Source organism: Peribacillus cavernae (genome assembly GCF_003989135.1).
Lineage (GTDB): Bacteria > Bacillota > Bacilli > Bacillales > DSM-1321 > Peribacillus > Peribacillus cavernae.
Genome location: NZ_RYZZ01000028.1, coordinates 1 through 24,515, shown reverse-complemented (window position 1 = coordinate 24,515; position 24,515 = coordinate 1). Strand labels below are relative to the sequence as shown.

The window sequence follows — 24,515 nt, the reverse complement described above, 5'->3', positions numbered from 1 at the left end:
ACCAAAGCCCCTTCCGCTTAATGGATAATATAATCATTTTGGTGCAAATCGGGATTTTTCTGCAATGATTCTTGACAGTCCTCACATATAGCTTTCACACGGATATCTCCTGCAGAATCATAAACAATCATTTCTTGCCGATCTTCATTAGTAAGCTGATTAAAACCCAACTGCTCTGTTGCAAGCATTTGTTCCTGCAGAGTTCCAATTTTTGTGCCGCAATGCCTGCAATAGTAATGGAGAGCCATTCCTTAACCCCCTATTCCCGCTTATTATTTCTAGTATAAACCGAAACAGGAAGGTCTTATTCATGGCTCAGCTAAATAGTTCCGTATTCCCGGAAACTCTTTATCCGTTATATTCATTCATTACTTGTAAAAACGGCCTCTGTGCCGATTCCCCGCAAGCTTTAGTACATTTTTCAATGACATTGCCCATTTCGCCCCACTCTTCCTTAGAAAAGCGGCCTAAAACGTAATCTGTCACTGACATTCTCCCGACCGGACGCCCAATGCCAATACGAATCCGGTTAAATTCCTGACTTCCAAGATGTGCAATCGTCGATTTGATCCCATTGTGACCGCCGGCACTCCCCTTTTGACGCAGACGGATTTTTCCGACTGGCAAATCTAGATCATCATATAAAATGACGACATCCTCTATTGACGCTTTAAAAAAATTCATGACAGCCGCAATCGATTCACCGGAAAGGTTCATGTATGTCAGCGGCTTAAGCAATAATATCTTTTCGCCCCCCGCTGTTCCGGTTCCGTAAATGCCTTTATGCTTCGCCTGATCTAAAGGGATATCCCACTTTTTTGACAACTCATCTATGACTTCAAAACCTATATTATGTCTTGTTTGATTGTATTGTTTCCCGGGATTTCCTAAACCAACAAAAATCTTCATTTTTCACACTCCGTCAAAATTGTACCCTTCTTTACATCCTCACACAAGCGGCTTAAGACCTTATTCTTAGAACAAAAGCGTAAGCGCCTTGTAAAACTGCATAAAATTCTATCTGTTGTTGCCCATATAAGTATAAAAGACGTAACCCATTTAGGTTACGCCTATTATACCATGATTATTTCAATTATTCGCTTGACTCCGCTTAAGAAGAAGCAGGCGTTTCACGTCCCTCTTCATTTTCAGGGACTTCTCCATCCTGTTGTTCACCGCTATTGATTTCTTCTTCCTGCCTAGGAGCAAGAACAGAAGCAATCACTTCCTCATCTTCATGGTTGATGCTTATCTTATAACCCTTTTTCATATCGTCAATCGTGATGACATCTCCTACTTGTAATTCGGTAACATCTACATTGATCGTTTCCGGGATATCTTTCGGTCTTGCCGACACGGAAACTTCATGCAGAGACTGCTGAAGGACACCGCCATCTTTGACTCCTTTTGCCTCGCCGACCAGATTAACCCTCACTTGCGCTTCTAATTCAGCTGACATGTCCACGATTAAAAAGTCCACGTGATAAATTTCATTTTTTAATGGGTCTTTTTGATAATCAGTAAGCATTACATTATGAGTTTTCCCATGGACATCCAACGAAATAATTCCGTTTCTTCCTACTTCCTTTATCGTTTTATGAAAGTCTGCACCATTCACCGAAATGGCCGTACTGTTATTTTCACTTCCATAAACAACAGCGGGTATTTCCCCATTTCCTCTTAACTGTGTTAAAATCGACCGGCGATTGCCTTTTCGTTCTTTAGCTGCAAGTACGTTACTCATATTTCTTCACCTTCCCAATCTACATGTTTGCTCTTACTTAATAAATACCCTAATATGCACGAAACTAAACATATTTTTGAAAAAGGACTTGCGCAGAAGGCGCTGACGTCGACGTTCGCTACAGGACGTGGCGGCTATTAGTCGACGTTCCTTTTTACAAGGCGCTTCCGCTTTTCTATTTGTCTAGCTCCAGCGCCTAGCCCCTCGAGGTCATAAGTCAATCATCTGATGGGGAGAAAACCGCTCCCCATACAGATGCTCGCCTTATGCTGGTCGGGGCTGAACAAGGCGCTTCCGCTTTTTTATTAATCAAATAGTGTGCTGACCGATTGCTCTTCATGGACGCGGATAATCGCTTCACCGATTAATGGAGCAACTGACAATTCAACAATTTTCCCTATCTTTTTTTCTTCAGCAAGAGCAATTGTATTCGTAACAACTAACTCTTTGATTCTAGAGTTCTGGATACGTTCAATGGCTGGTCCGGATAGAACAGGGTGAGTACAACACGCATAGACTTCCGTCGCACCATTTTCGACCAAAGCATTTGCAGCCAGAGTAATCGTGCCGGCAGTATCGATGATATCATCAATTAGAATAGCCGTTTTTCCTTCGATATTACCAACGATATTCATAATCTCTGCAACATTTGGGCGTGGACGGCGTTTGTCTATGATTGCAATCGGCGCTTTCAGGCGGTCTGCCATTTTGCGTGCCCGGGTTACACCGCCATGATCTGGAGAGACAATGACAATGTCGTTTAGATTTTTCGCTTTAAAGTAATCCGAAAGAATCGGAACACCCATTAAGTGGTCGATCAGGATATCAAAAAAGCCTTGAATTTGCGGAGCGTGAAGGTCAAGTGTAATAACACGAGTCGCGCCCGCTGTTTCCAATAGATTCGCTACAAGCTTGGCAGTGATCGGCTCGCGTGCTCGCGCCTTGCGGTCCTGGCGGGCATACCCGTAATATGGCATAACGATGTTGATCGTTTTTGCAGAAGCACGCTTAAGGGCATCGATCATGATTAAGACTTCCATTATATGTTCATTAACAGGCTGGCTTGTAGATTGAATGACGAACACATCACAGCCTCGAATGCTTTCTTCAATGTTGATCTGGATTTCACCATCGCTAAAACGAGTTACTGAACATTTACCAAGCTCTACGCCAATTGATCTAGCTATTTCTTCTGCTAAGCAAAGATTGGAATTTAAAGAAAAAACCTTCAAATTAGGATCTAAATACTGATTCGACATGATGAACCTCCACTGGGTTATTTATTGAATTTTATATTTTGGACATAGTTTTCTTTATTGACTTGACGAGCGCGAGCGATCGATAAGGCTTGTCCCGGAACATCTTCAGTAATGGTAGAGCCGGCTGCCACATAAGCTCCCTTTCCCACTGTAACGGGGGCGACTAAATTGGAGTTGCATCCAATGAACACACCATCTTCAATTTTGGTCAAATACTTGTTCTTCCCATCATAGTTCACCGTTATCGAACCGCAGCCAATATTCACATCTGTACCAACTTCCGCATCCCCAATGTAGCTTAAATGAGAAGCCTTACTTCCTCGGCCAAATACCGACTTTTTGATTTCGACAAAGTTTCCAATCTTCACATCATCATGTATATCGGATTTTGGCCGAATATGCGCAAATGGACCAATTGCGACATCAGATCCAATTTTGCTGTCATGGGCAACAGACTGGCGGACAACTGTTCGGTTGCCAATCTCACAATCCTTGATTTCAGCATTCGGCCCAATGATACAATCTTCACCGATTTGGCTGTTTCCTTTGATCATGGTGCCTGGATAAATGACTGTATCCTGCCGGATGGCTGCATCTGCTTCTATATACGTATGATCTGGATCAATGATTGAAACACCGTTCCTCATGTGATATTCATTTATACGTCTTTTTAAAATCTGTTCGGCCTGGGAAAGAGCTACCCGGTCGTTTACTCCCAGCGTTTCCTCAAAATTATCAGTTTGGAAAGCTGTAACCATTTTACCTTCGGATTTAAGGATTTCGATTACATCCGGAAGATAATACTCGGCCTGAACATTGTCATTTGATACTTCCTTTAAAGCTTGGAAAAGCGATTTATTATCGAAACAGTACGTCCCGGTATTTATTTCATTTACTTTTCTTTCCGCTTCAGTTGCATCTTTATGTTCAACAATTTTCTCAACGAAGCCGTTCGTATTGCGAATTACCCTTCCGTATCCGGCTGGATTGCCGGTTGTAGCTGTCAAAACAGTCGCCTTCGCTTCCATTTTTTCATGCTGCTTGATAAGCGCTGCCATTGTTTCAGCTTTGATAAGCGGGGTGTCGCCGCAGACGATCAATGTGGTCCCTTCTTTACCCGCTAAAACACTTTCTGCCTGCATTACTGCATGTGCCGTTCCTAACTGCTGCTCCTGAAGAGCGTACTGACATGCATCCCCAAGCTGATCTTTAACCAGCTCTGCACCATGTCCGATTATCGTAACAATTTTTTCTATCGTAAGTTCATTGACTTGATCAATCACATGCTGTACCATAGGTTTTCCGCAAACCGGATGTAAAACCTTGTAGAGCTTTGATTTCATTCTGGTACCTTGTCCTGCGGCCAAAATTACCGCATAGCGATTACTCATAATAAGCCTCCATTTTACCTTTTTATCCATTAAAAATATTATATGAAAAATGGAATGTTTTCAAGGCAACAGATGAAAGTACAAATTTTTGACAAGAAAAGCGGAAGCTCATTGTTCTAAAGGGATGTCGACTAAATGGTTGGGGGGTATCTGAAAAGAAGGCAGAGTAAATAGTATGTAAAACTCAATAAAAAGAGCCCTACTTAGGAAGCAGGCTCTCGATGCAAAAAATTCTTATTGATTAGGAAGCTCCAGCTTCTTCTAATTCTACTACTTCTATTTCCCCTAAACGGTGGTATTCCGTCAATACTGCTTCCTGGATTTTCCCACGAGTTGAAGAATTAATGGGATGAGCGATATCGCGGAATTCTCCGTCCGGAGTGCGTTTACTCGGCATTGCTACGAATAAACCGTTATTACCGTCAATTACACGGATATCATGAACAACAAACTCATTATCCAACGTGATAGAAGCAATCGCCCTCATGCGTCCATCTGTTGTTACGCGGCGTAATCTTACGTCAGTCACTTCCATTCTGTTCACCACCTCTTCAACATAATTAAAACTTACCCTACATATTCAACAAAAGGACAATATAATCCTTCTATATAAATGTAAAATTTTTAGAATTGTACAAAAAAAAGCCCGTTTTCATTTAACGAGCGCTACAACTTCTATTTCGACGAGAGCATCTTTCGGGAGGCGTGCCACCTCTACACAGGATCTTGCTGGTTTATGTGCTGAAAAATATTCACCATAAACATCATTTATTATAGAAAAGTCATTCATGTCTTTAATAAAAACAGTGGCTTTGACAACTGTCTCGAATGTTGCTCCCGCTTCTTTCAGAACAGCCTTTAGGTTTTTAAATACCTGATGGGTTTGCTCCTGAACATTACCCGTAAGCATTACCCCATCGGCAGTCAGCGGAACTTGCCCGGAGCTGAAAAATAGATTATTCACAACGATTCCCTGTGAATATGGTCCAATTGCTGCCGGTGCTTCCTTTGTATATACTGATTTCATTTCTGGTCCTCCTCTATTTTCCACGGCCAGCCTTAACTGGTTTTTGTAAAATAGTTTCCGCGGCTGACATTAATCTTTTTATCCTTTTCATCTACATCCGATAATTTGATCAACGAAAGATACTGTTCAATCAGCCGTTCCTCTGTATTTTCCGATTCAACCAAAACGGCAATTCCGGCAACAGTTGCGTGGAACTCCTCTAACAAACTGACCATTCCGTTGACAGTACCGCCGGCTTTCATAAAATCATCGACAATTAACACATTTGAACCTTCAGCAAGGCTTCGCTTGGATAAGACCATCGTTTGAATCCGCTTGGATGAGCCGGAGACGTAATTAATCGAGACAGTAGAACCCTCTGTGACTTTGTTATCCCTGCGGACAATCACAACCGGGACATTCAAATGATTGGCAACCGCGTACGCAAGCGGAATCCCTTTCGTCGCCATCGTCATGATCAGGTCGACTTTTTTATCAGCATAAGCGGCTGCAATGATCCTGCCGACCTTATTTACAATCTCCGGCTGACCGAGAATATCCGTCATATATAAATATCCCCCTGGCAATAGTCTTTCGGGGCTTGAAATAATCCCGCACATTTCGTCAATAAAGCTTAAAGCCTCATCCCTTTGGATACTAACTATAAATCTTACACCGCCAGCCGCACCGGGAACAGTCTTAAGCGTTCCTATCCCACGTGATTCAAACGTTTCTTTAATAATCGTTAAATCTTCGCTGATGGAAGATTTAGCGGAACTGTACCTTTCAGCAAAATAGGTGAGTGAAACAAGCCGGCCCGGATGTTCTAATAAATAGTTCGTCATGTCCACCAGCCTCTCGCTGCGTCTAAACTTCATGGCTGCACCCCCTTTTGTTTAATTCCGAATATTTAAAGATAATATATCATTATTGTACGTGCTTATTCAAGACTATTTCGATCCCCAAGCATTCTAACCGCGTAAACCTGATGGCAAAATCCCCTTAACCCGTTATAAATGCGCTGCATCCGTGAATCATGTTCCACCAGCCCGAACACTGTCGGGCCGCTTCCGCTCATTAACACTGCATCGGCACCGAATGTCTTCATTTGTTCTTTGATGTTGGCAACTTCCGGATAAAGCGGCAGCGTTACCTGCTCGAGAATATTCCCAAGATTTCCGCATAATTGGTGATAATCATTATGGATAATGGCTGAAATCATCTCTTTTACATAAGGATGGCCAGCATTTTCCAGTTTAAGCCGTTTATACACATCTGCCGTCGAAACACCGATTGTCGGCTTGGCGAGAATAACCCAGCATTTAGGGGGGACAGGCAGATGGGTAATTTTTTCCCCTCTGCCCTTCGCTAATGCGGTTCCGCCGTAAACACAGAATGACACATCCGATCCAATTGCCGCACCGATATCAGCAAGCTCATCCAATGATAAACCAAGATGCCATAGCCGATTTAAGCCTCGTAATGTGGCGGCGGCATCACTGCTTCCACCGGCAAGGCCCGCCGCTACCGGGATATTTTTTTCAATCGAAATGGATACACCTTTATTTATGCGATATCGCTCTTTTAATAAAGCAGCCGCTTGATAAGCCAGGTTTCGGTTATCATCCGGAACAAAGCGATTATGGGATATGATTTGAATTCTGCCGTTTCCTGCCTCTTTAAGTTCGATCCTATCTGCCAGATCCACAGTAGTCATGACCATTTCTACTTCGTGGTACCCATCCGGCCGCTTAAAAAGCACATCAAGCGCTAAGTTAATCTTAGCCGGTGCTTTCTCCATAAGCTTCAATATTTCCACCTACTTTAACGTTCTTAAAAGTTCTTGTCCTATTTTATCACATCTGTATCCATTCTAAAGGTTTTTCCCGGTTATTTGCAATGCTAGGACATTGAATTTTACAAGGAGAGGAACATCAATCAGCTTCTGTAATCCAATCCAAAACGATCCTGAAAATGTAAAACGGGCCGGACTCCTCATACAGCCCGCAGTAGAGGAAATCTGGCCCGTTATTCGTTATTTGTCTCAGCATGAGTAGTAATTGACTATATCGATAACCAGTTTACCCGCGTGAAAACGTTAGCGTTTGTCTATCATTTGACTTTGCGCCTTTTCAATTGCAAGCTTCACCATGTTTCCGGCATCACGGGCTCGTATTCCGCCCCAGCCCTCTTGTTGGACTGTATCGTAAAACCCAAGCTCTTTTGCCAGTTCTTCTTTGAATCCCTCTGACATAATGCCTTTTCTTCTGCCCAAATAGAACAACCCCTTTCACATGCTGACACATTATTAGCTTCTCTCATCATGCCGTTTTCATTTAAGCCTTTTTTTGGACAAACTAAAAGGCACCAAACTAAGTTTGCTGCCCACAAAGATTTACATCTCTTGTTGCTTATTCAAAAATGTTAATTCTACGGTTTCCGTTAATACGTCAGCATAGCTGTATGAGACTCTTTCAAATGCATTCTCATCCTGGTCGAGCTCAATTACGAATACAGCCGGATAAGTTTCCGCTAACGTTCCAAAACGTTCAATCGTCTTTCTTCTTCCGCCGTTCGCTTTTAAAAGCAACCGATTTCCTAGATTGGAGTCCAGCGCTTTTTTAATATCAGCTAAAGTTTTTGGCATTTCGGTCCACCTCACTGAGTGTAGTATATCACAAACTCTAACCTAAAGTCAAACAAAATAATAAATTATATCAGCACTTAAATTTGTTTGTCAATGGTTTTTTTTACGCAAATTTCGCCGATTACCCAGCATTGCGCTTCCAGTACTGCAGCTTTTAGCATCCATTTGTAAGGAATGACTTAGTGGAAGCAGATCGGAATGACCTATCAGCGGTAAGAATACTACGTTAGAATCTTCATTTAGTATAGATCCAAAATTGAAAAAATATGTAAAGGATCGGTAATATTCTCTTCTGCTTTTTTTCGCTGCTAAAACCAATAGGCTGCAATCATGATCATGCAGCCATCATTCTTCCTTCGAAATATGATAAGGCAACCCCGTACGGAGAACTCCTTTTGTATCGATTCCTCCCAATCCCTTTTCGCCTGTTAAGGTATTGCGCAGGACATCCCAGACATGGATATATTCCCTGAATGAGGTAAAGCTTATCTTTGCTACGATATAAACGGGATCGAGCGCATGGATATTCACTCTTTCCGGTGAACTTGCAAAATTAGCTCCCGCCTGGATCAGCGATTCAAAATGGGACTGGCAGGCTCCGGCAAAAATGATTAATTGATCCAGGCTCGGGATCTTCTTTCTTGCTTCGAGAACTGTTTGAGCAAAATGCATGGAATGCCGATATGCGTGTAAGTCCTTTTTCTTCCCTTTTGATTTTGAATAGGAGTCGTGTCCAGTGATTACCAATATGTCCGGCCGGTAATCATCGATGAGCGTACCGATTCGTTCCGGCATTTCCTTTTCATTGCAATAGATTCCTTTTACTGGAATCCCGATTTTCTCATATACATCAAGGCATTTTCTTAAGTAAGAAGGATCTCCATCAATATGAAGCACCCTGCCGGGGATCTGAAAATAATCGCCTCTATAGCGATAGCCATTGCTTGATTGATATTCACTCTTTTGCTTTAATAACTCTTTGTCTTGTGAAAAAAGCAGAAATGACTGTTCCTGAAGAGCATTGTTCGTCTTTTGACGGCTGCTCCTTTCTTCATCATTAATTACAAGTAAGTCCTGAAATGGGGCATCAGCAACTAAACGAATATCTTCGCCATAAAGGATCGCTTCCTGTTTTCCCTGGGTAACCCTAATATCAATAATACGAAATAAGACATCGCATTCGTAGGATTTCCGTCCGACTATATCGTTCACTTCTATACGCATGGACTCACCTCTAGACAAGATGCATTTTACTGCCCTGTCGGAATCATTATTCTTGATAGGCTATGCGTCCGTCGACAAATTGGTGATGTATTTCTAAAACAAAAGAGCCTTTGTCTGGCTCCTGCATTTTGAATAGCTATTCTGTTTAAGTCATATCTGCTTTAAAAAAGCCATATAATTCGCTGCTAAGTTTGCCAAACTCTTCAATCGACAATGTTTCCCCTCTTCGGGCAGGGTCTATCCCGCTTCGTTCAAGAGCCTGGAGGATGCTCGCCTTTTTGGCCTTTCCATCCGGTAGCTGGCTTGTTAAGTTATTCGAAATTGTTTTGCGCCGCTGTGCGAAGCTTGCTCTTGTTATAGTGAAAAAAAACTCCTCATCGATCACTTCCACAAGCGGTTGTTCCCGTCTTTTGAGCCTGATTACGGCAGAATCAACATTTGGCTGTGGAACAAATACCGTTTTAGGTACAATCATGACCGTTTCTGCTTCGGTATAATACTGAATAGCGATGGACAGCGACCCGTACTCTTTTGTACCCGGCCTTGCGGCAATTCGATCAGCCACTTCCTTTTGCAGCATGCAAACGATCCCGCGAATAGGAAGGGTGTCTGTAAGCAGCTTTAAAATGATCGGTGTGGTTACATAGTATGGAAGATTGGCCACGACCATTAAATCCTCGATCCTTTGGAACTCATCACTGATGACCTGGGCCACATCTGCCTTTAAAATATCCTCATGTATGATTTTGACATTATCGTACGGAGAAAGGGTCTCCTCTAAAATCGGGAGCAGCCGCTGGTCTATTTCAAACGCCACCACCTTTTTACTTCTTTTTGCCAACTGCTCGGTCAATGCCCCGATTCCCGGTCCAATTTCAATCGCACCGCTTTGCCCTGACAATTCGGCATGATCCACAATTCTAGTTAAGATGTTGGTATCGATGAGGAAGTTTTGGCCTAACCTCTTCTTGAAAGAAAAGCCATATTTCTCGAGTATTCTTTTTGTTCTGACGGGAGTTGCAATATCCTTATCCATGTCTTTCCTCCTGCTTAATCTGTTCTAATGCCTGATGAAAGGCTTGTTTTGAAATTTGAAACATCATCAACCTTTTATGGAGCTGTTTCCCATTGGCAAAACCAATTTTCAAGATCAGCCCGAGTTTCTCTCTCTTCTCCCTTGATCCTGGTCCACCAACCAGACCCGCCTCCATCAACTCCTGCTGGGTAATTTCTTCTTTTGCTTCTTCATCCATGGTTTGTGCTTCTATTAAAGCAGTCCTGATTGCTTCCGGTGAGGCGTGCTCCACGCCAATTCCTCTTCCAGACTTGGGAAGAGCCTCCTTTTTCGAAATAAAAGCATGCTTGCAGCCATTCACTTGCTCTGCAATTGTATTTCTTATCTTTTGTCCTGGATAATCGGGATCAGTAAAAATAATAACACCACGTGTTTTTTGGGCTAACTTTACTTGCTCTATTACGGCTTCACCAACTGCTGATCCATTTGTTTCGATTGTGTCGGCATGGACAGCCCTTTTTATCGCCACTGTGTCGTCCTTGCCTTCGACAACAATAATTTCCTTTATCTTTTTCATCATTTCCTCCGAATGCGAAACCATTTTCTCTTTCCCTTCAACAAACGTTATCTTTTTTGGTAATAACCGCAAAGTTAACTGGTTCTTCCACTACATCGGTGACTTTTTCAACTCGGATGACGTTTTCGGACAAACTTAGCGGCAAACCGGCAGCATAATCTGTCAGTTGATGCCGAATAATTTTTTTGCGTTTTTTTCCGTAGCCTCCGCCACTTCCTCCATCGTCACATTTTTAATTTCGGCAATTTGCTCCGCAACAAGCTTGACAAAGGACGGTTCATTTCTTTTTCCACGGTATGGATGGGGAGCAAGATAGGGACAATCAGTTTCGATCAGAAGACGGTCAAGTGGTATTTCGGCAGCCACCTCTTTGGGCTTCTTTGCATTTTTGAATGTAACCGGCCCTCCAAGAGATATGTAAAAGTTCATTTCTACACATTCCTTTGCCGTTTCGGGACTTCCACTAAAACAATGCATAATGCCTCCGACTTCAGCAGCATTCTCCTCTTTTAGAATCTCTACTATATCAGCAGTTGCTTCCCGGTTATGAATAATGATAGGCAGCTTTACCTTCTTAGCAAGCTGGATTTGCTTCCGAAATACCTCCTTTTGAATTTCTTTCGGAGATTTATCCCAATGATAATCAAGGCCCATTTCGCCAATAGCCACCACTTTAGGATGACGTGTAAGCTCTTCAATCCATTCCAGATCCGCTTCAACCATGTCAATAGCATCCACGGGATGCCAGCCGACACTCGCATACATAAAGTCATATTGTTCTATCAACTCCATCGCACGCCTAATAGTTGGACGGTCAAAGCCTACCACCACTACATTTGATACGCCTGCCAACTTAGCTCTTTCAATGACTTCTTCCAAGTCTTTCTCAAATTGGTCTGCATTTAAATGTACATGTGTATCAAATAACATCGTTATCGTCCTTTCAAGCATTAATGTATTACGTAATAGAAGCTTTCATGTTTCTCATTTGAGCAGCAAATATATTACATTCTTAAAAGTAAATGTACATTATGAAAGACAATTTGTCTTGAATCTGTTTATTTTGCTTATTTTTTTTCAAACTAACCATTCTTGCGAAGGACAGAGTGAGTCGGTCAGAGGCCTAAAAAAATAACATAAAAATGTTCCATGTGAAACATTTCTATGTTATTGAGGGAATATTCTATTTTACTTTAGAGCCATTTGGCAAAGAGTCATCAACAGTTGTCACAGCCAGTTTTCCCTCGGAGCTTCCGGCAAGGATCATACCCTGGGACAGTTCTCCACGGAGTTTCACAGGTTTTAAATTGGTCACACAAATGACTTTTTTGCCTACTAGCTCATCCGGTTTATAGTATTGCGCAATTCCTGAGACGACCTGTCTTTTTTCATAGCCAAGGTCAAGTTGAAGCTTTAAAAGCTTGTCTGCTTTTTTCACTGGTTCGACTTCAAGCACTTGTGCGACACGCAGTTCAACTTTCATGAAATCATCGATCGTAATTTCAGCCACTTCGGGAATTTCCTCTGGTTTTGTTTCTTCTTTAGATTCTTCTTGTTTCGCTGAACCGCCTTGCATTTGCTCTTTAATATATTGAATTTCTTCCGCCATCTCTAACCGGGGGAAAATCGGGCTTCCTTTCAGAACCTTCGTCCCGGCTTGGATTTGGCCGAATGCTTCAAGACTGTCCCACGCTTTTAATGTTTCATTGGTGATATTTAGCTGCTCAAAAATTCTCCCCGGGGTTTGCGTCAGGAAAGGCTGCAGCAAAATCGCAATTCTTCTTAATGATTCTGCTAAATGATACATCACATTGGCCAGTTCCTCACGGTTCGCTTCGTCTTTGGCGAGCGTCCATGGCTGTGTTTCATCAATATACTTATTCGTTCTGCTGACAAGCTGCCAAACGGTTGTAAGGGCAACGGAAAACTCCATCTTTTCCATTGCTTCTTCGTATTTAGCGACCGTTTCTTGATTCATCTCCAGCAATGACTTTTCAAACTCACCTTCGGAACCCTTATAGTTGGGAATAACCCCATCAAAATACTTATCAATCATTGCGACCGTCCGGTTCAAAAGATTGCCAAGATCATTAGCAAGATCAAAATTAATCCGTTCCACAAAGCCTTCCGGAGTGAAAACTCCGTCTGAGCCAAATGGTACCTCACGAAGCAGGTAATAACGAAGCGCATCAAGGCCATAGCGGTCAATCAGTGTTACGGGATCGACTACATTCCCCTTCGACTTGGACATTTTGCCATCCTTCATCAGCAGCCAGCCATGGGCGAAGACTTTTTTCGGAAGCGGCAGATCCAAAGCCATGAGCATGATTGGCCAATAAATGGTATGGAAGCGCACGATTTCTTTTCCGACAATATGTACATCTGCTGGCCAATAATTTAAATACTTGGAATCATCATCGGTGCCGTACCCTAACGCGGTAATATAGTTCGATAAGGCATCAATCCATACATAAATCACATGCTTCGGATCCCCGGGCACTTTTATTCCCCAATCAAAGGTAGTCCTTGAAACAGCAAGGTCCTCAAGTCCCGGTTTGATAAAATTATTAATCATTTCATTTTTACGGGACTCCGGCTGAATGAACTCAGGATTTTCTTCATAAAATTGAAGCAGACGATCGGCATAATTACCCATATTGAAGAAATAGGATTCTTCCTTGACGAGCTCCACGGGATGTCCGCTATCCGGACTTTTGCCGCCGACAACCTTGCCATTCTCCTTAATTGGATCAACTAATTGGAGTTCTGTATAATAGGTTTCGTCGGGAACTGAATACCATCCTTCGTATTGATCTAAATAGATGTCTCCTTGATCAAGCAGCTGTTTAAATAACTTTTCAACAACTGTCTTATGACGATCCTCAGTCGTACGGATAAAATCGTCATAAGAAATATCCAGCTTGCTCCAAAGTTCCTTGATCCTGGAAACAATATTATCGATATATGCCTGCGGCGTGATTCCTTCTTCTTCCGCTTTCCGCTGTATCTTTTGGCCATGCTCATCTGTCCCTGTTAGATACATGACATCAAAGCCTCTCATTCGTTTATAGCGGGCCATTGCATCGCCGGCAACTGTTGTATATGCATGTCCAATATGCAGGTTTCCGCTCGGATAATAAATCGGGGTAGTGATATAAAATGTCTTTAACTTATCCTTCATTATGTTCCCTCCAGTTTTCTTCAACAAAATATACCTAAAAATTTAAGAATGTGCAATAGTTAAGAAGCTTCACGAATGAAATTTAACAAATTACTCTATTTATAAGTCTGATAGTTTGTAAATAAATCCCATTGTCCTTATAATACTTATACACCTGTCATTTTAGCAGTTTCCTGTTATCTTAAAAATGATTCTTATTCAAATAAGAAAAACGCAAGCGCCTTGTTCAAGAGGAACGTCAACTAATATCCGACACGTCCTGTGCGTCGGAGCTAGGCTGCTTGCGCCAGACCAGTTCATATTGAAAAAGTTATACTTTCTTATCCTATAAAAAAGGGCTTTGTAGTCTTTTGTCGATATTTGTCGAACAGAGGAGGGGGATTTGAATATGAAATTTACTAATCTATTAAAGGATTAGTGGACACTACCTTTAACTTTTTTTAACATCTTAAAGTTTATGGTGACAAACCCTGATTTAAAGCCGCTTCTAGCTCTCTTTTTTAATTGAAGAATTAGGAAATAAAAATCATTGACGGATTTGGGAATGGCTGGTATTATTAGTTTGAGAAGAAAATTGTCGAATAATGACGAAAAAAATAAAAAAATAGGTACTAGATTCTGAGAGGAGAAAAACAAAATGAAATCTACTGGTATTGTTCGTAAGGTTGACGAATTGGGACGTGTGGTCATTCCGATTGAATTACGCCGCACATTAGGCATTGCCGAAAAGGATGCTTTGGAAATTTACGTGGACGATGAACGCATCATCTTGAAAAAATACAAAGCTAGCATGACTTGTCAGGTTACTGGAGAGGTCTCTGATGATAACCTTACTTTTGCTGGTGGAAAGTTAATTCTAAGCCGTGAAGGTGCAGAACAGCTTCTTAAAGAAATCCAAGGAAACTTCGAAACCGCTAAATAATCAACTATGAAAGGCTTCCCTCATCGGAAGCCTTTTTTCATTAAATAGGAAAACCAGCTTATCAACATGACTGGTGTCTAGCTTCAGAAATCAGGATTTTTCTCGTGCGCCGTGGCTTAGCCAGTCACAACGGCAATCAGGGCGCTTCCGCTTTTCCTATATGATACGCTTGATAGACTTCCCTTTTACTGATGCCTCGGTCCTTTGCCACTTGTTTAATCGCTTCTTTTGAACTGAGGTTTTGTTCACCTATATAATGGTTGACATGTGTCTCCAGTTCCATGCTATCCCACCAGTTCTCTTGATTGATTTCCTCCGATATCCCAGAGCCTTCAATAATGAGGCAAAATTCCCCCCTGATTTCCGTTTCAGACGCCCAGGTCACCATTTCGCTGAGAGTGCCACGGATAAATTCCTCGAACTTTTTAGTCAGCTCTCTGCACAGGACAATCTGCCTGTCTCCCACAATCTCAAGCATTGCTTTTAATGTTTCTTTTAAACGGTGCGGGGATTCATATAGAATCCATGTTGAATGAACTTTTTTGAGAGTTTCCAATTCCCGTTTCTTTTCCTTTGTACTTCGCGGCAGGAAACCGTAAAAATAAAACGGCTGCGGCGAAAGACCTGATGAAATCAGCGCCGTTAATGCTGCATTTGCCCCCGGCAAGGGAACTACGGTAATTTTCTCTTCTAACGCTTCCTTTACCAATTCATAGCCAGGATCTGAGATTGTTGGCATTCCAGCATCGCTGACCAAAGCAACCACTTGTCCGGACAGAAGCCGGTTGATAATATGTTTTCCACTTGCCTGCTTATTGTGCTCATGATAGCTGATTACCGGCGTTTCAATTTCGAAATAGTTACAAAGTTTCTTTGTGTTTCTCGTATCTTCCGCTGCAATCACGTCGGACTCCTTTAAGATTCTTAATGCCCGATAGCTCATATCCTCGAGATTGCCGATCGGTGTCGGCACTAAATACAAAGCCGGTTTGTCTCCCTCGTTTTCAAAGCTTTTCTGCTGCCACATCTGCTGGATTCGCCTCCTTTATAATAAATTTTTCTTTTTCTTTTTTTTCCAATTGTTTAAAGCGGTATTCTGCCTGCAACGCTTCTGTTTTTGTCGCAAAGCCTTCATGATACACAAGCTCAACAGGTCCGCGTCCCCGTGTATATTTGGCACCTTTGCCTTCGTTATGGAGCTTTATCCGTTTTTCCAGATTATTCGTATAACCTGCGTATAGACTATCGTCAATACAGCGCAATACATAAAAAAAATGCTCATTATTCTCCATACAAAATCCTTCTGATTTCCGGGTTATATTCATGTTTATCATTATAGACGACAACCGGCGGCAGCACTTTTAAATCCGGGCTTCCATCTTTAATGCCCTCTACAAGGATGGCATTCGCCTCTTTTCCCTCTTTTGGGTAAACAAATTGCAGCCGTTTCGGCTCCAATCGATACCTCCGCATCAAACTCAAAATATCCATCAAACGGCCCGGTCTATGTACAAATGCTGCTTTCCCGCCCTGACGCAAAAGCTTGCTGCTGACGCGGACGACATCTTCCAGCGTACAAAGAATCTCATGCCGCGCAATTGCGTAATGCTCATTTTGACTAATTTCATCCTGTGAAGGAGTAGGGAAATAGGGAGGATTGCATGTTACGACATCAAACTTGTCATATCCGATCTCATTGGGAATGTCCTTTATATCCCCGTGAATCATTGTAATCTGTCCTAAAAGCTGGTTATACTCCACACTTCGTTTTGCCATGTCAAAAAGTCTGTCTTGGATTTCAACTCCGGTAATCTTTCCTTTTGTCCGGGTACTCAATAATAAGGGTATCGCTCCATTGCCTGCACATAAATCGACAAGATTGCCTTTTTGGATGGGTATTTGAACAAATTTAGACAGAAGCACGGCATCCAAAGAAAACGAAAATACCGTTGGACTTTGAATAATGCGCAGCTTTTCTGCCAGCAAATAATCGAGGCGTTCATCCCCTTTTAATTCAAGCACGTCTTTATCCTCCTCCGGCTGACAGCTTTTTCCACGTCCTGATTATAATTCAGCAAGAAAAAGAGGCTGATTCAAAAGAAAGGTGCAGACTCCCCGTTAGAGGGCGTCAGACCGCTTATGAGTCATCCCCTGGATTTATTTTTTATTTAAAAATGATAAGCAGAACAGGCAATCGCCCTCTTTTCTGAGGCTTCCAAAATGAAGGTTGCAAATATGAAACCCTTCTTGATAGAGGCGGGCCAAGTTATCATAACCTTCCCCGATATCAGGAATCTTTTCGCTTTTGGAGGCCAGCCGGTTCTTCGACTTCCTTGAACCATTTTCTGAAGAGCCTTTAGCGTCTATATGGTCTAATCTACGCCGTAAATGCTCGTTTTCAAGCTTGAGCGAATGGTTCTCTTCCAGTATCTCCGCTAAATGTTGCTTTAACTCCCCGAGCTGGGCAGTAAACTTACCGATTTGGGTTTCCATGCTAGTCACCGAATCAAAAATTTCTTTCTTATCCACGCTCTCACACCACCTTACTAATCTGTGGCTTGAATAGAAACGGCTTCCTCTTTTAGAATCTCATCTAAAGTATACTCTAATACTCTTTCTTGTTCGATTAATTCAACCTGAAGTACTCGTTCTAGAATATTAAGCCCAACTACCTTGCCTTTTCCACCAGGGGTCTTTATCATTTCACCCAAGTCAGGAAGCATTTCCTTAGCACTTTCATACTCATCATTTTCATATTTCAAACAGCACATTAAACGGCCGCATAGTCCTGATATTTTCGTTGGATTCAACGATAGATTCTGATCTTTTGCCATCTTAATCGATACAGGTTCGAAGTCGCCAAGGAACGTGGAGCAGCATAACATTCTGCCGCAAGGCCCAATTCCTCCAAGCATTTTCGCCTCATCGCGAACACCAATCTGGCGCAGTTCGATCCTGGTTCGGAAAATGGCTGCAAGATCTTTAACTAAATCCCGAAAATCGACGCGTCCGTCTGCCGTAAAATAAAACACGACTTTATTCCTGTCAAATGTATACTCAACATCAACAAGCTTCATGTCCAGCTGATGCTCTTCAACCTTCTTGCCGCATGTATCGTATGCCTCATTCGCAGCCAACTTGTTTTCTTCGACAATCAGCCTGTCCTTGGCATCTGCAATTCGAAGCACTTTCTTCAGTGGCAGCACAACATCGTTATCATCTACCTGCTTCCGGGTTATTACCACCTTACCGAACTCTACTCCGCGGACTGTTTCGACTATAACAAATTCATCCTTGGGAATCATAAGCTCGCCCGGTTCAAAGTAGTATATTTTGCCCGCTTTTTTAAAGCGGACGCCTACAACATCATACAAATGATGATCCCTCCTGCAAATTCAGCACAAGCTGTTCCATCAACAGCTGTGGATTTGTATTGGACATCAGCTTCCTCTTCGCTTCCAAAATAAAGCCCATTTTGTCAGCAAGGCTCCTCTGGGAAAGATGAAGAGCGTGAGATTCAAATTCCCCGAGTTTATTTTGAAAAATAACCAGGTTCCGCTTGTCCAACTGAATGTATAGTAAATCCTTATAGATTAAAAATAGTAAGTCCAGACCCCTGTCTAACTGCTCTTTTTCCTTAAAGTGCAAAAACCATTCCTCATGAAGATAAACAAGCGCCTTCATTGGGTTTGTTTTTAACACTTCATATAATTTTAACACTATTTTTTGGGCTTGTGCAAACCATTCCTCGGCACTTATCTCCAAACCTTCATCAAAGTTATGGGTGAGCATGGAAATGACAGAAGCGGTTTGCCCATCAACACCGTGTTCTATTAGCCTTTTCTTTACATTTTCCGGAGAGAGAGGCTTAAACGGTAATATTTGGCACCTGGATAGGATGGTAGGCAGCATCCTTTGAATCTGCTCAGTCATCAAGATGGCAACCGTGTCTGACTGCGGTTCTTCCAAAAATTTGAGCAAGCTGTTCGCGGCCTGTATCGACATCTTATCAGCATGGACAATCCGATAAATCTTTCGGTTTAACTCAACACTTTTCATTGAGAATTCTTCCTGGAGGTTTTTAATCTGTTCTTTTTTTATCGAAAGTCCCTCGGGCTCGACAATATGGACATCGGGATGATTTCCACTAGTAATCCGTTTGCAATTAAGGCATTCATTACAGGGCTGATAACCATCTACAGGATGCTTGCACAACAAGCTTTTTGCAAATACAAGGCCTGTTTCCCTCTTTCCTGTCCCCTTCTCTCCTTCAAAAAGATACGCATGGGCCACTCTATCTTTGGTGATGCTGTTTTTCAGCATCGTCATGACTTCGGGTTGAATTGCCTTTAGTTCCTGCCACGTTCCTGTCAACTCAAATCAACTGCCTTATGTATATAAATTAATCAGAAGCCCTTTTATTTCACCGATTTTCCCCAAAATATCAATTGAACTTTTTTCCGTGCGCATGACTTCTTCTGTAAGTTCGACAAGCTTATCATCAATGGTTTCGACAATTTTCAGCGGCCTGCTTCGCCCATATGCATTCCAGCTATGCGATTGCTTCAAGTCCATCCCAAAGTCAACAGCTTCCCGGACAAAACGTTTTACCAGTGTTTTAAACTTGGCTAGGTCCTTAAAGGTGCGGGTTTTGCTAAGCCTTTCTCCCGCACCCTGAATATCGCCCAGTAATTTATTTAAAGCGTCATACTGCATTCTTTGATCCTGTTTTTGGACGAGCTGCTGGAACTTGCCGTCTCCCGACTGAACCTGTCTTGCATCCTGCCTTACTTTATCCATCTTCAAATGGAGTTCTTGATTGATTTTCATTACAATTCCACCATGCCTTCAGTCGTTAAAATTGCAAAAAGTTTTCGATGGGCAGTACAAAGACAGTGGCTCCGCCGACTTCAATTTCGACCGGATAGGGAACGTATGAATCGGCGTTCCCTCCCATTGGGGATACCGGTGCCACTAATTGTTGGCGCGACTGGCAGTTTTCTTTAATGATTTGCAGACATTTATCAACACGGATATCATCGATGCCGATCATGAATGTCGTATTCCCTGATTTTAAAAAGCCGCCAGTTGTCGCAAGCTTGGTTGCCCTGAAATTGTGGTCTACCAACTCGCTTAAAAGGCGATGGCTATCTTTATCCTGAACTACTGCAATGATCATTTTCATCTCTATCATCCTCCGCTCAACAAAAATTATTCTATTTATGTTAGACCTTTTATTTCTTTCATATAACAGTTATCTATACCCTCCAAAGAGTCAAAACAGGCATTTTTGCCATAACTATCTGAAGCGGCTGGATCTCTATAAAAAAGAGTTTATTGACATTTATCCAATTTTTCGAGGAGCTTTGTTTTAGTATCTGCAAAGACCTTCTCAATCTCCTGGGATGCATCTATGATAATGAATCTTTCTTTCCATTTATCAATGGTCCTCAAATAACCTACTCTTACCTTTTCATGAAAATTCAATTCCTCTAAATCGAGGCGGTTCACTTCCCGGTTATCATTCGTCTGGATTCTCTTCAAACCTTCGGCCGGTTCGATGTCGAAATAAAAGGTAATGTCCGGCATGACCCCATCAATGGCAAATTGATTAATACCATAAACCTCTTCCATCCCTAACCCTCTGGCGTAACCTTGATAGGCCAGTGAACTATCAATAAAACGGTCACATAAGACAATCCTTCCTTCTTCCATTGCGGGGATGACCTTTTCGACCATATGCTGCCTTCTTGCCGCAGCATACAATAACGCTTCCGTTCTTCCATCCATTTCCGTGTTCTCTTTATTTAAAATGACTTCTCTGATCTGCTCGGAAATAGGGATGCCGCCTGGTTCCCTGGTCAGCAATATATTATATCCAAGACCTCCGAGGAAGTTTCCCAGCTTTTGCAATATCGTAGTTTTCCCAGCCCCTTCAGGCCCTTCCATTGTGATAAACAATCCACGACTCATCCGATAACCCTCCACGTTCTCTCTATGCGGTATAAGTATACACCATTCATGGCAATCCCAGGTAGGCATTATTCAAATACCCATACCAGCCCTTTTTCCAAATGGCTTCCTCCATGAAACCGCGCTCCCTTAGTGATCACATCTTCAAGCTGTTTCACTTTTACATCCTCTATTAATTCGCCTTCCATTACCAAAGGAACTCCAGGCGGATATGGAATGATCATCTCGGCCGCTACCGAGCCGCTGCTCTCCTCTAGCGGCACAAGCATCTTCCGCTTCTCCTTCATATCCGAATAGCTCAGTTTAAGCTCACTGATTGATTTTTCCTGTCCATAAACAGCAGTTACGCCGACAGGCACAGATAACGGCGTATCCATACCAGCTGCAGCTTCACCTATCCTCTGAACAGTTTCAGAAAATGGATATTCCATTTCAGCCTTTAACAGCGGTAATACAAACAATACATTTTGCGTATCGGCAAGCTCCGTAAACAACCCTTTCGTTTCAAGGGTTTTCTGTAATTGAAAACCTGTTATGCCCTTCTTTGCCCTGATTGTTACTTTTAATCGATCAAGTTCCGCTGATTGTAATAACATAATTCCCGGCAAACGATCTAGCTGTTGCCGGAAGTCAGTAATTTTTTCACCCAGTACCATTTTGTCTTCTTCCGAAAACGAGGCCAAATAGGAACGTGCCAAATCAAGCGATGCCATTATTGGATAGGAAGGGCTGCTTGACTGCAGCATTTGTAAATAAAAGCGGACACGATCAGCATCTATCAGATCACTGTTTATATGTAAGTATGAGCCCATCGTCATCGCTGGGAGCGTTTTATGCGCTGAATGAACAACAATATCTGCCCCTGCCGTTAATGAGGACTGCAAGAAAGGACTGCCCAAAATAAAATGTGCTCCATGTGCCTCATCCACAAGTACAGGGATTTTTCTTTTATGGGCCAGTTCTGTTATTGCTGAAATTTCATCGTTTCCAATCCCATAATAAGTAGGGAATGCCAGAATAACCGCCTTAGTATCCGGATACTTTGTCAATGCCTCATCAACCACAAGGCTGTCTATTCCTCCAGCAACTTCCCACTCCCGGTAAAACGCCGGTGAAATAAATACCGGCTTTACATTTGCCAGCATTAATCCATGCAATATCGATTTATGGCAATTACGCTGAACCAACACCGTATCACCTGCCTTGCAAACGGCCAAAATCATCGCTAGGTTACCAACTGTCGAACCATTGATTAGAAAATAACTTTCACGCACCTTATATAAATCAGCAAGCAGCCTTTGTGCTTCAAGTATCGGCCCTTCAGGTGCATGCAAATCATCGAGGCCGTTCAACTCTGTAACATCTAAAGAGAGCAGAGATTGATAATCCTGCCGTCCTCTCTCTGTAAAAACAAGTCCGCCCTTATGCCCTGGCACATGGTACGATACCGGCTTATTTGACTTATGCTTTAAAAGTACATCGAATATTGGGGTTACTGATTGATTCATCCTGATCTTCCTCTAATAAGTAATACATCCATTCTATCAAACTTAAAGCAACTGGTTTACCATGCTGGGGAAAAATATTGTGTCAAATACAGAATAGGAGCCCCGCTTTCGATAAAACGCATTTATCTTAGTAAGCAGAGACTCCCCCTCTTCAAAAAAAAACTCATGAGTATATTTCAGGGTTATTCACTTTTTTGAGCTGTTTTAAATAATACTTATATTTCGGATTATCCGTATCCGTATGAATGATGTCCTTTTCACATTCCTTACAAATAAATGCCGTATAAAGATGTATCCCCACCGATTTAACTTCTTCACAAACTACACACGCTTCCCCGACTAAATCTTTGGCTGCTGTTGAATTCAACATCTCCACCTCCATACCTACATTCTCCCCAAAAAACGGCTATTGTATACAATTGTTTGAATAGTCTCGGAGAAAGGGTTAATTGCCTATAACAATGTATGTTGCACATTTGCTTTCAGTGTATGTCTGCTGTGAAGTTTTTCGATCTTTTAATACATAGAGCAATTATTTCCTGGGCAAACAAGTAGTTTCAAAAGAATGTGCTGACTTCTGCGTTGCCACATGGATGTGGCGGTTTTAGGAGAAGCTCCTTAATCCCCCAACTACCATCGGCGCTCGAGCTTTCCTTCCGTGTTCGGACTCCTGGATGGCGATGAGCGGCGGATCTCTTCGTCAGCTTCCTTCGCTCCGGTCCTCATACTTCTTGCTCCTCCTCCATTCAATTTAGTGGAGGAATATGAATCTGCCCAAATCATCTATTGTCCGATCATAAATTCCCCTAAACGATCATAAATCTGAATAATCGCTCTTAATTGGGAGAATGGTAGGATTCCGGCAAGATTACTTTGACAACCCATAGGACTTCTCCTCAATATTTCACTTTTCTTATTGGAAAAACTACGATCGATCATAAATTTCGATAATCGCTCTTACATTTGGATTAACGCTCTTAAATCCGAATAATCGCTCTTACCTCTTGAATAATCGCTCTTAACTGGGAATATGGTAGGATTCCGGCAAGGTTTCTTCCACAACCCATAGGAATTCTCCTCAATATTTTCATTTTCCTATTAGAAAAGCTACGATCGATCATAAATTTCGATGATCGCTCTTACATTTGGCCTATCGCTCTTAAATGGGAAAACGGGCTACTATATCCAGGTTTTCGTTTTCTTTATTTTATTTGAAGTTGTATTTTACTTCTTTCGTGCATTTCTCCATCTTCAGTTTTAATATATCAAAAAAGACCAGTCTCATCGACTGGTCTTTCGTTTGCTTGGCGGCGTCCTACTCTCACAGGACTTGCACAGGATGTGCTGACTTCTCCGTTGCCACATGGATGTGGCGGTTTTAGGAGAAGCTCCTTAATCCCCCAACTACCATCGGCGCTCGAGCTTACCTTCCGTGTTCGGACTCCTGGATAGCGATGAGCGGCGGATCTCTTCGTCAGCTTCCTTCGCTCCGGTCCTCATGTACATAGTACATTCCGGTCCTCGCTCTCTCGCTTCCTCGACCTCCTTGCTCCTCCCCATCCAGGTTTACGTTATCTTTATTTTATTTGTAGTTGCATTCTACTTCTTTCGTGTATTTCTCAACCTTCGGTTTTAATACATCAAAAAAGACCAGTCTCATCGACTGGTCTTGCGCTTGCTTGGCGACGTCCTACTCTCACAGGGGGAGATCCCCCAACTACCATCGGCGCTGAAGAGCTTAACTTCCGTGTTCGGAATGGGAACGGGTGTGACCTCTTCGCCATCGTCACCAAACATCGTAAAGGAACTTGTTCCTTCAAAACTAGATAACAGATAAGGCATTTTTGTATCATTTCATGCTGTCTAGCTCCGGCTCCTAGCTTCTCGGCCGTTTCGATCCGTCCCTCCAAATCCAAAACCGGGATTTGCAGTGCCGGCTCTCCGACGGACAGGACGTCCTAGTGTCGACGTTGCCACAGGATGTGGCGATTTAAGTCGACCAACGTCTGTCGAAGCTGTGCAGTCGCCTCCGCTTTTCTATTGGTTAAGTCCTCGATCGATTAGTATC

28 protein-coding genes and 1 rRNA gene are annotated in these 24,515 nt (G+C 42.4%); 1 reads left to right on the top strand and 28 read right to left on the bottom strand.

Annotated features, from left to right (window positions below; genetic code table 11):
* Positions 1-17 precede the first annotated feature (17 nt).
* The 16 genes from fin to metG all read right to left on the bottom strand — a co-directional run bounded on the left by fin (position 18) and on the right by metG (position 14,044).
* Positions 18-248: an anti-sigma-F factor Fin gene (gene fin / locus ELQ35_RS16385; protein WP_126866096.1), complete on the bottom strand. Its 231-nt coding sequence runs from the start codon at positions 246-248 to the stop codon at positions 18-20.
* A gap of 100 nt (positions 249-348) precedes the next feature.
* A complete protein-coding gene (gene pth, locus ELQ35_RS16380; RefSeq protein ID WP_126866094.1) occupies positions 349-909 on the bottom strand; it encodes an aminoacyl-tRNA hydrolase in 561 nt (186 codons plus the stop codon).
* A 202-nt stretch (positions 910-1,111) separates the two neighbouring features.
* A complete protein-coding gene (locus tag ELQ35_RS16375) occupies positions 1,112-1,744 on the bottom strand; it encodes a 50S ribosomal protein L25/general stress protein Ctc (protein WP_126866092.1) in 633 nt (210 codons plus the stop codon).
* A gap of 305 nt (positions 1,745-2,049) precedes the next feature.
* On the bottom strand, positions 2,050-3,003 hold the full coding sequence (locus tag ELQ35_RS16370; RefSeq protein WP_126866090.1) for a ribose-phosphate diphosphokinase: 954 nt from the start codon (positions 3,001-3,003) through the stop codon (positions 2,050-2,052).
* Between the two features lie 17 nt (positions 3,004-3,020).
* On the bottom strand, positions 3,021-4,394 hold the full coding sequence (gene glmU / locus ELQ35_RS16365) for a bifunctional UDP-N-acetylglucosamine diphosphorylase/glucosamine-1-phosphate N-acetyltransferase GlmU (protein ID WP_126866088.1): 1,374 nt from the start codon (positions 4,392-4,394) through the stop codon (positions 3,021-3,023).
* Between the two features lie 241 nt (positions 4,395-4,635).
* A complete protein-coding gene (spoVG, locus tag ELQ35_RS16360) occupies positions 4,636-4,929 on the bottom strand; it encodes a septation regulator SpoVG (protein WP_126866086.1) in 294 nt (97 codons plus the stop codon).
* A gap of 117 nt (positions 4,930-5,046) precedes the next feature.
* Positions 5,047-5,421 (bottom strand): RidA family protein, encoded by a 375-nt coding sequence (locus ELQ35_RS16355; RefSeq protein WP_126866084.1) that lies wholly within the window; start codon positions 5,419-5,421, stop codon positions 5,047-5,049.
* Between the two features lie 32 nt (positions 5,422-5,453).
* A complete protein-coding gene (gene purR / locus ELQ35_RS16350) occupies positions 5,454-6,278 on the bottom strand; it encodes a pur operon repressor (protein ID WP_126866082.1) in 825 nt (274 codons plus the stop codon).
* 62 nt (positions 6,279-6,340) lie between these two features.
* Positions 6,341-7,210, bottom strand: coding sequence for a 4-(cytidine 5'-diphospho)-2-C-methyl-D-erythritol kinase (gene ispE, locus ELQ35_RS16345; protein WP_126866081.1), 870 nt, complete (start codon positions 7,208-7,210; stop codon positions 6,341-6,343).
* Between the two features lie 288 nt (positions 7,211-7,498).
* The gene (locus ELQ35_RS16340) at positions 7,499-7,675 is read right to left on the bottom strand and encodes a small, acid-soluble spore protein, alpha/beta type (RefSeq protein WP_126866080.1); all 177 of its coding nucleotides are present in this window, start codon (positions 7,673-7,675) and stop codon (positions 7,499-7,501) included.
* Positions 7,676-7,795: 120 nt separating this feature from the next.
* Positions 7,796-8,047, bottom strand: coding sequence for a biofilm formation stimulator Veg (gene veg, locus ELQ35_RS16335; protein ID WP_126866078.1), 252 nt, complete (start codon positions 8,045-8,047; stop codon positions 7,796-7,798).
* Between the two features lie 345 nt (positions 8,048-8,392).
* Complete coding sequence (yabG, locus tag ELQ35_RS16330) at positions 8,393-9,271, bottom strand: sporulation peptidase YabG (RefSeq protein ID WP_126866076.1); 879 nt, start codon at positions 9,269-9,271, stop codon at positions 8,393-8,395.
* Between the two features lie 145 nt (positions 9,272-9,416).
* The gene (rsmA, locus tag ELQ35_RS16325) at positions 9,417-10,307 is read right to left on the bottom strand and encodes a 16S rRNA (adenine(1518)-N(6)/adenine(1519)-N(6))-dimethyltransferase RsmA (RefSeq protein WP_126866074.1); all 891 of its coding nucleotides are present in this window, start codon (positions 10,305-10,307) and stop codon (positions 9,417-9,419) included.
* Entirely contained in the window at positions 10,300-10,863 is a 564-nt protein-coding gene (gene rnmV, locus ELQ35_RS16320; RefSeq protein WP_126866072.1) for a ribonuclease M5, read from the bottom strand. Before rnmV ends, rsmA begins: the two co-directional genes overlap by 8 nt.
* A gap of 162 nt (positions 10,864-11,025) precedes the next feature.
* Entirely contained in the window at positions 11,026-11,793 is a 768-nt protein-coding gene (locus tag ELQ35_RS16315; RefSeq protein WP_126866070.1) for a TatD family hydrolase, read from the bottom strand.
* Positions 11,794-12,046: 253 nt separating this feature from the next.
* Complete coding sequence (gene metG, locus ELQ35_RS16310) at positions 12,047-14,044, bottom strand: methionine--tRNA ligase (protein ID WP_126866069.1); 1,998 nt, start codon at positions 14,042-14,044, stop codon at positions 12,047-12,049.
* A 637-nt stretch (positions 14,045-14,681) separates the two neighbouring features.
* On the opposite strand from metG, the gene ELQ35_RS16305 reads away from it, so the two are divergent.
* The gene (locus tag ELQ35_RS16305) at positions 14,682-14,966 is read left to right on the top strand and encodes a transition state genes transcriptional regulator AbrB (RefSeq protein WP_126866067.1); all 285 of its coding nucleotides are present in this window, start codon (positions 14,682-14,684) and stop codon (positions 14,964-14,966) included.
* 136 nt (positions 14,967-15,102) lie between these two features.
* Here the strand turns inward: ELQ35_RS16305 and rsmI are convergent, their stop codons facing one another.
* From rsmI to rrf, 12 genes are all read right to left on the bottom strand, one after another.
* Positions 15,103-15,993: a 16S rRNA (cytidine(1402)-2'-O)-methyltransferase gene (rsmI, locus tag ELQ35_RS16300; protein WP_126866065.1), complete on the bottom strand. Its 891-nt coding sequence runs from the start codon at positions 15,991-15,993 to the stop codon at positions 15,103-15,105.
* Positions 15,971-16,258 carry a GIY-YIG nuclease family protein gene (locus ELQ35_RS16295; RefSeq protein WP_126866063.1) on the bottom strand — a complete coding sequence of 96 codons (288 nt, stop codon included), beginning with the start codon at positions 16,256-16,258 and terminating at the stop codon, positions 15,971-15,973. The genes rsmI and ELQ35_RS16295 overlap by 23 nt, the downstream gene beginning before the upstream one ends.
* Positions 16,248-16,988, bottom strand: a complete 741-nt coding sequence (locus ELQ35_RS16290) for a tRNA1(Val) (adenine(37)-N6)-methyltransferase (protein ID WP_126866061.1) — start codon at positions 16,986-16,988, stop codon at positions 16,248-16,250. The genes ELQ35_RS16295 and ELQ35_RS16290 overlap by 11 nt, the downstream gene beginning before the upstream one ends.
* 135 nt (positions 16,989-17,123) lie before the next feature.
* A complete protein-coding gene (gene yabA / locus ELQ35_RS16285) occupies positions 17,124-17,495 on the bottom strand; it encodes a DNA replication initiation control protein YabA (RefSeq protein WP_126866059.1) in 372 nt (123 codons plus the stop codon).
* Between the two features lie 17 nt (positions 17,496-17,512).
* Positions 17,513-18,340, bottom strand: coding sequence for a PSP1 domain-containing protein (locus ELQ35_RS16280; protein WP_126866057.1), 828 nt, complete (start codon positions 18,338-18,340; stop codon positions 17,513-17,515).
* Positions 18,333-19,340, bottom strand: coding sequence for a DNA polymerase III subunit delta' (gene holB / locus ELQ35_RS16275; protein ID WP_126866055.1), 1,008 nt, complete (start codon positions 19,338-19,340; stop codon positions 18,333-18,335). Before holB ends, ELQ35_RS16280 begins: the two co-directional genes overlap by 8 nt.
* Positions 19,341-19,355: 15 nt before the next feature.
* On the bottom strand, positions 19,356-19,796 hold the full coding sequence (locus tag ELQ35_RS16270; RefSeq protein ID WP_126866053.1) for a YaaR family protein: 441 nt from the start codon (positions 19,794-19,796) through the stop codon (positions 19,356-19,358).
* A gap of 25 nt (positions 19,797-19,821) precedes the next feature.
* Complete coding sequence (locus ELQ35_RS16265) at positions 19,822-20,151, bottom strand: cyclic-di-AMP receptor (RefSeq protein WP_126866051.1); 330 nt, start codon at positions 20,149-20,151, stop codon at positions 19,822-19,824.
* A gap of 149 nt (positions 20,152-20,300) precedes the next feature.
* Entirely contained in the window at positions 20,301-20,939 is a 639-nt protein-coding gene (gene tmk / locus ELQ35_RS16260) for a dTMP kinase (protein WP_126866049.1), read from the bottom strand.
* A 68-nt stretch (positions 20,940-21,007) separates the two neighbouring features.
* The gene (locus ELQ35_RS16255; protein ID WP_126866047.1) at positions 21,008-22,447 is read right to left on the bottom strand and encodes an aminotransferase class I/II-fold pyridoxal phosphate-dependent enzyme; all 1,440 of its coding nucleotides are present in this window, start codon (positions 22,445-22,447) and stop codon (positions 21,008-21,010) included.
* A gap of 163 nt (positions 22,448-22,610) precedes the next feature.
* Positions 22,611-22,817 (bottom strand): sigma factor G inhibitor Gin, encoded by a 207-nt coding sequence (locus ELQ35_RS16250; RefSeq protein WP_246026101.1) that lies wholly within the window; start codon positions 22,815-22,817, stop codon positions 22,611-22,613.
* 1,307 nt (positions 22,818-24,124) lie between these two features.
* A 5S ribosomal RNA gene (gene rrf / locus ELQ35_RS16245) occupies positions 24,125-24,241 on the bottom strand.
* Positions 24,242-24,515: the final 274 nt, after the last annotated feature.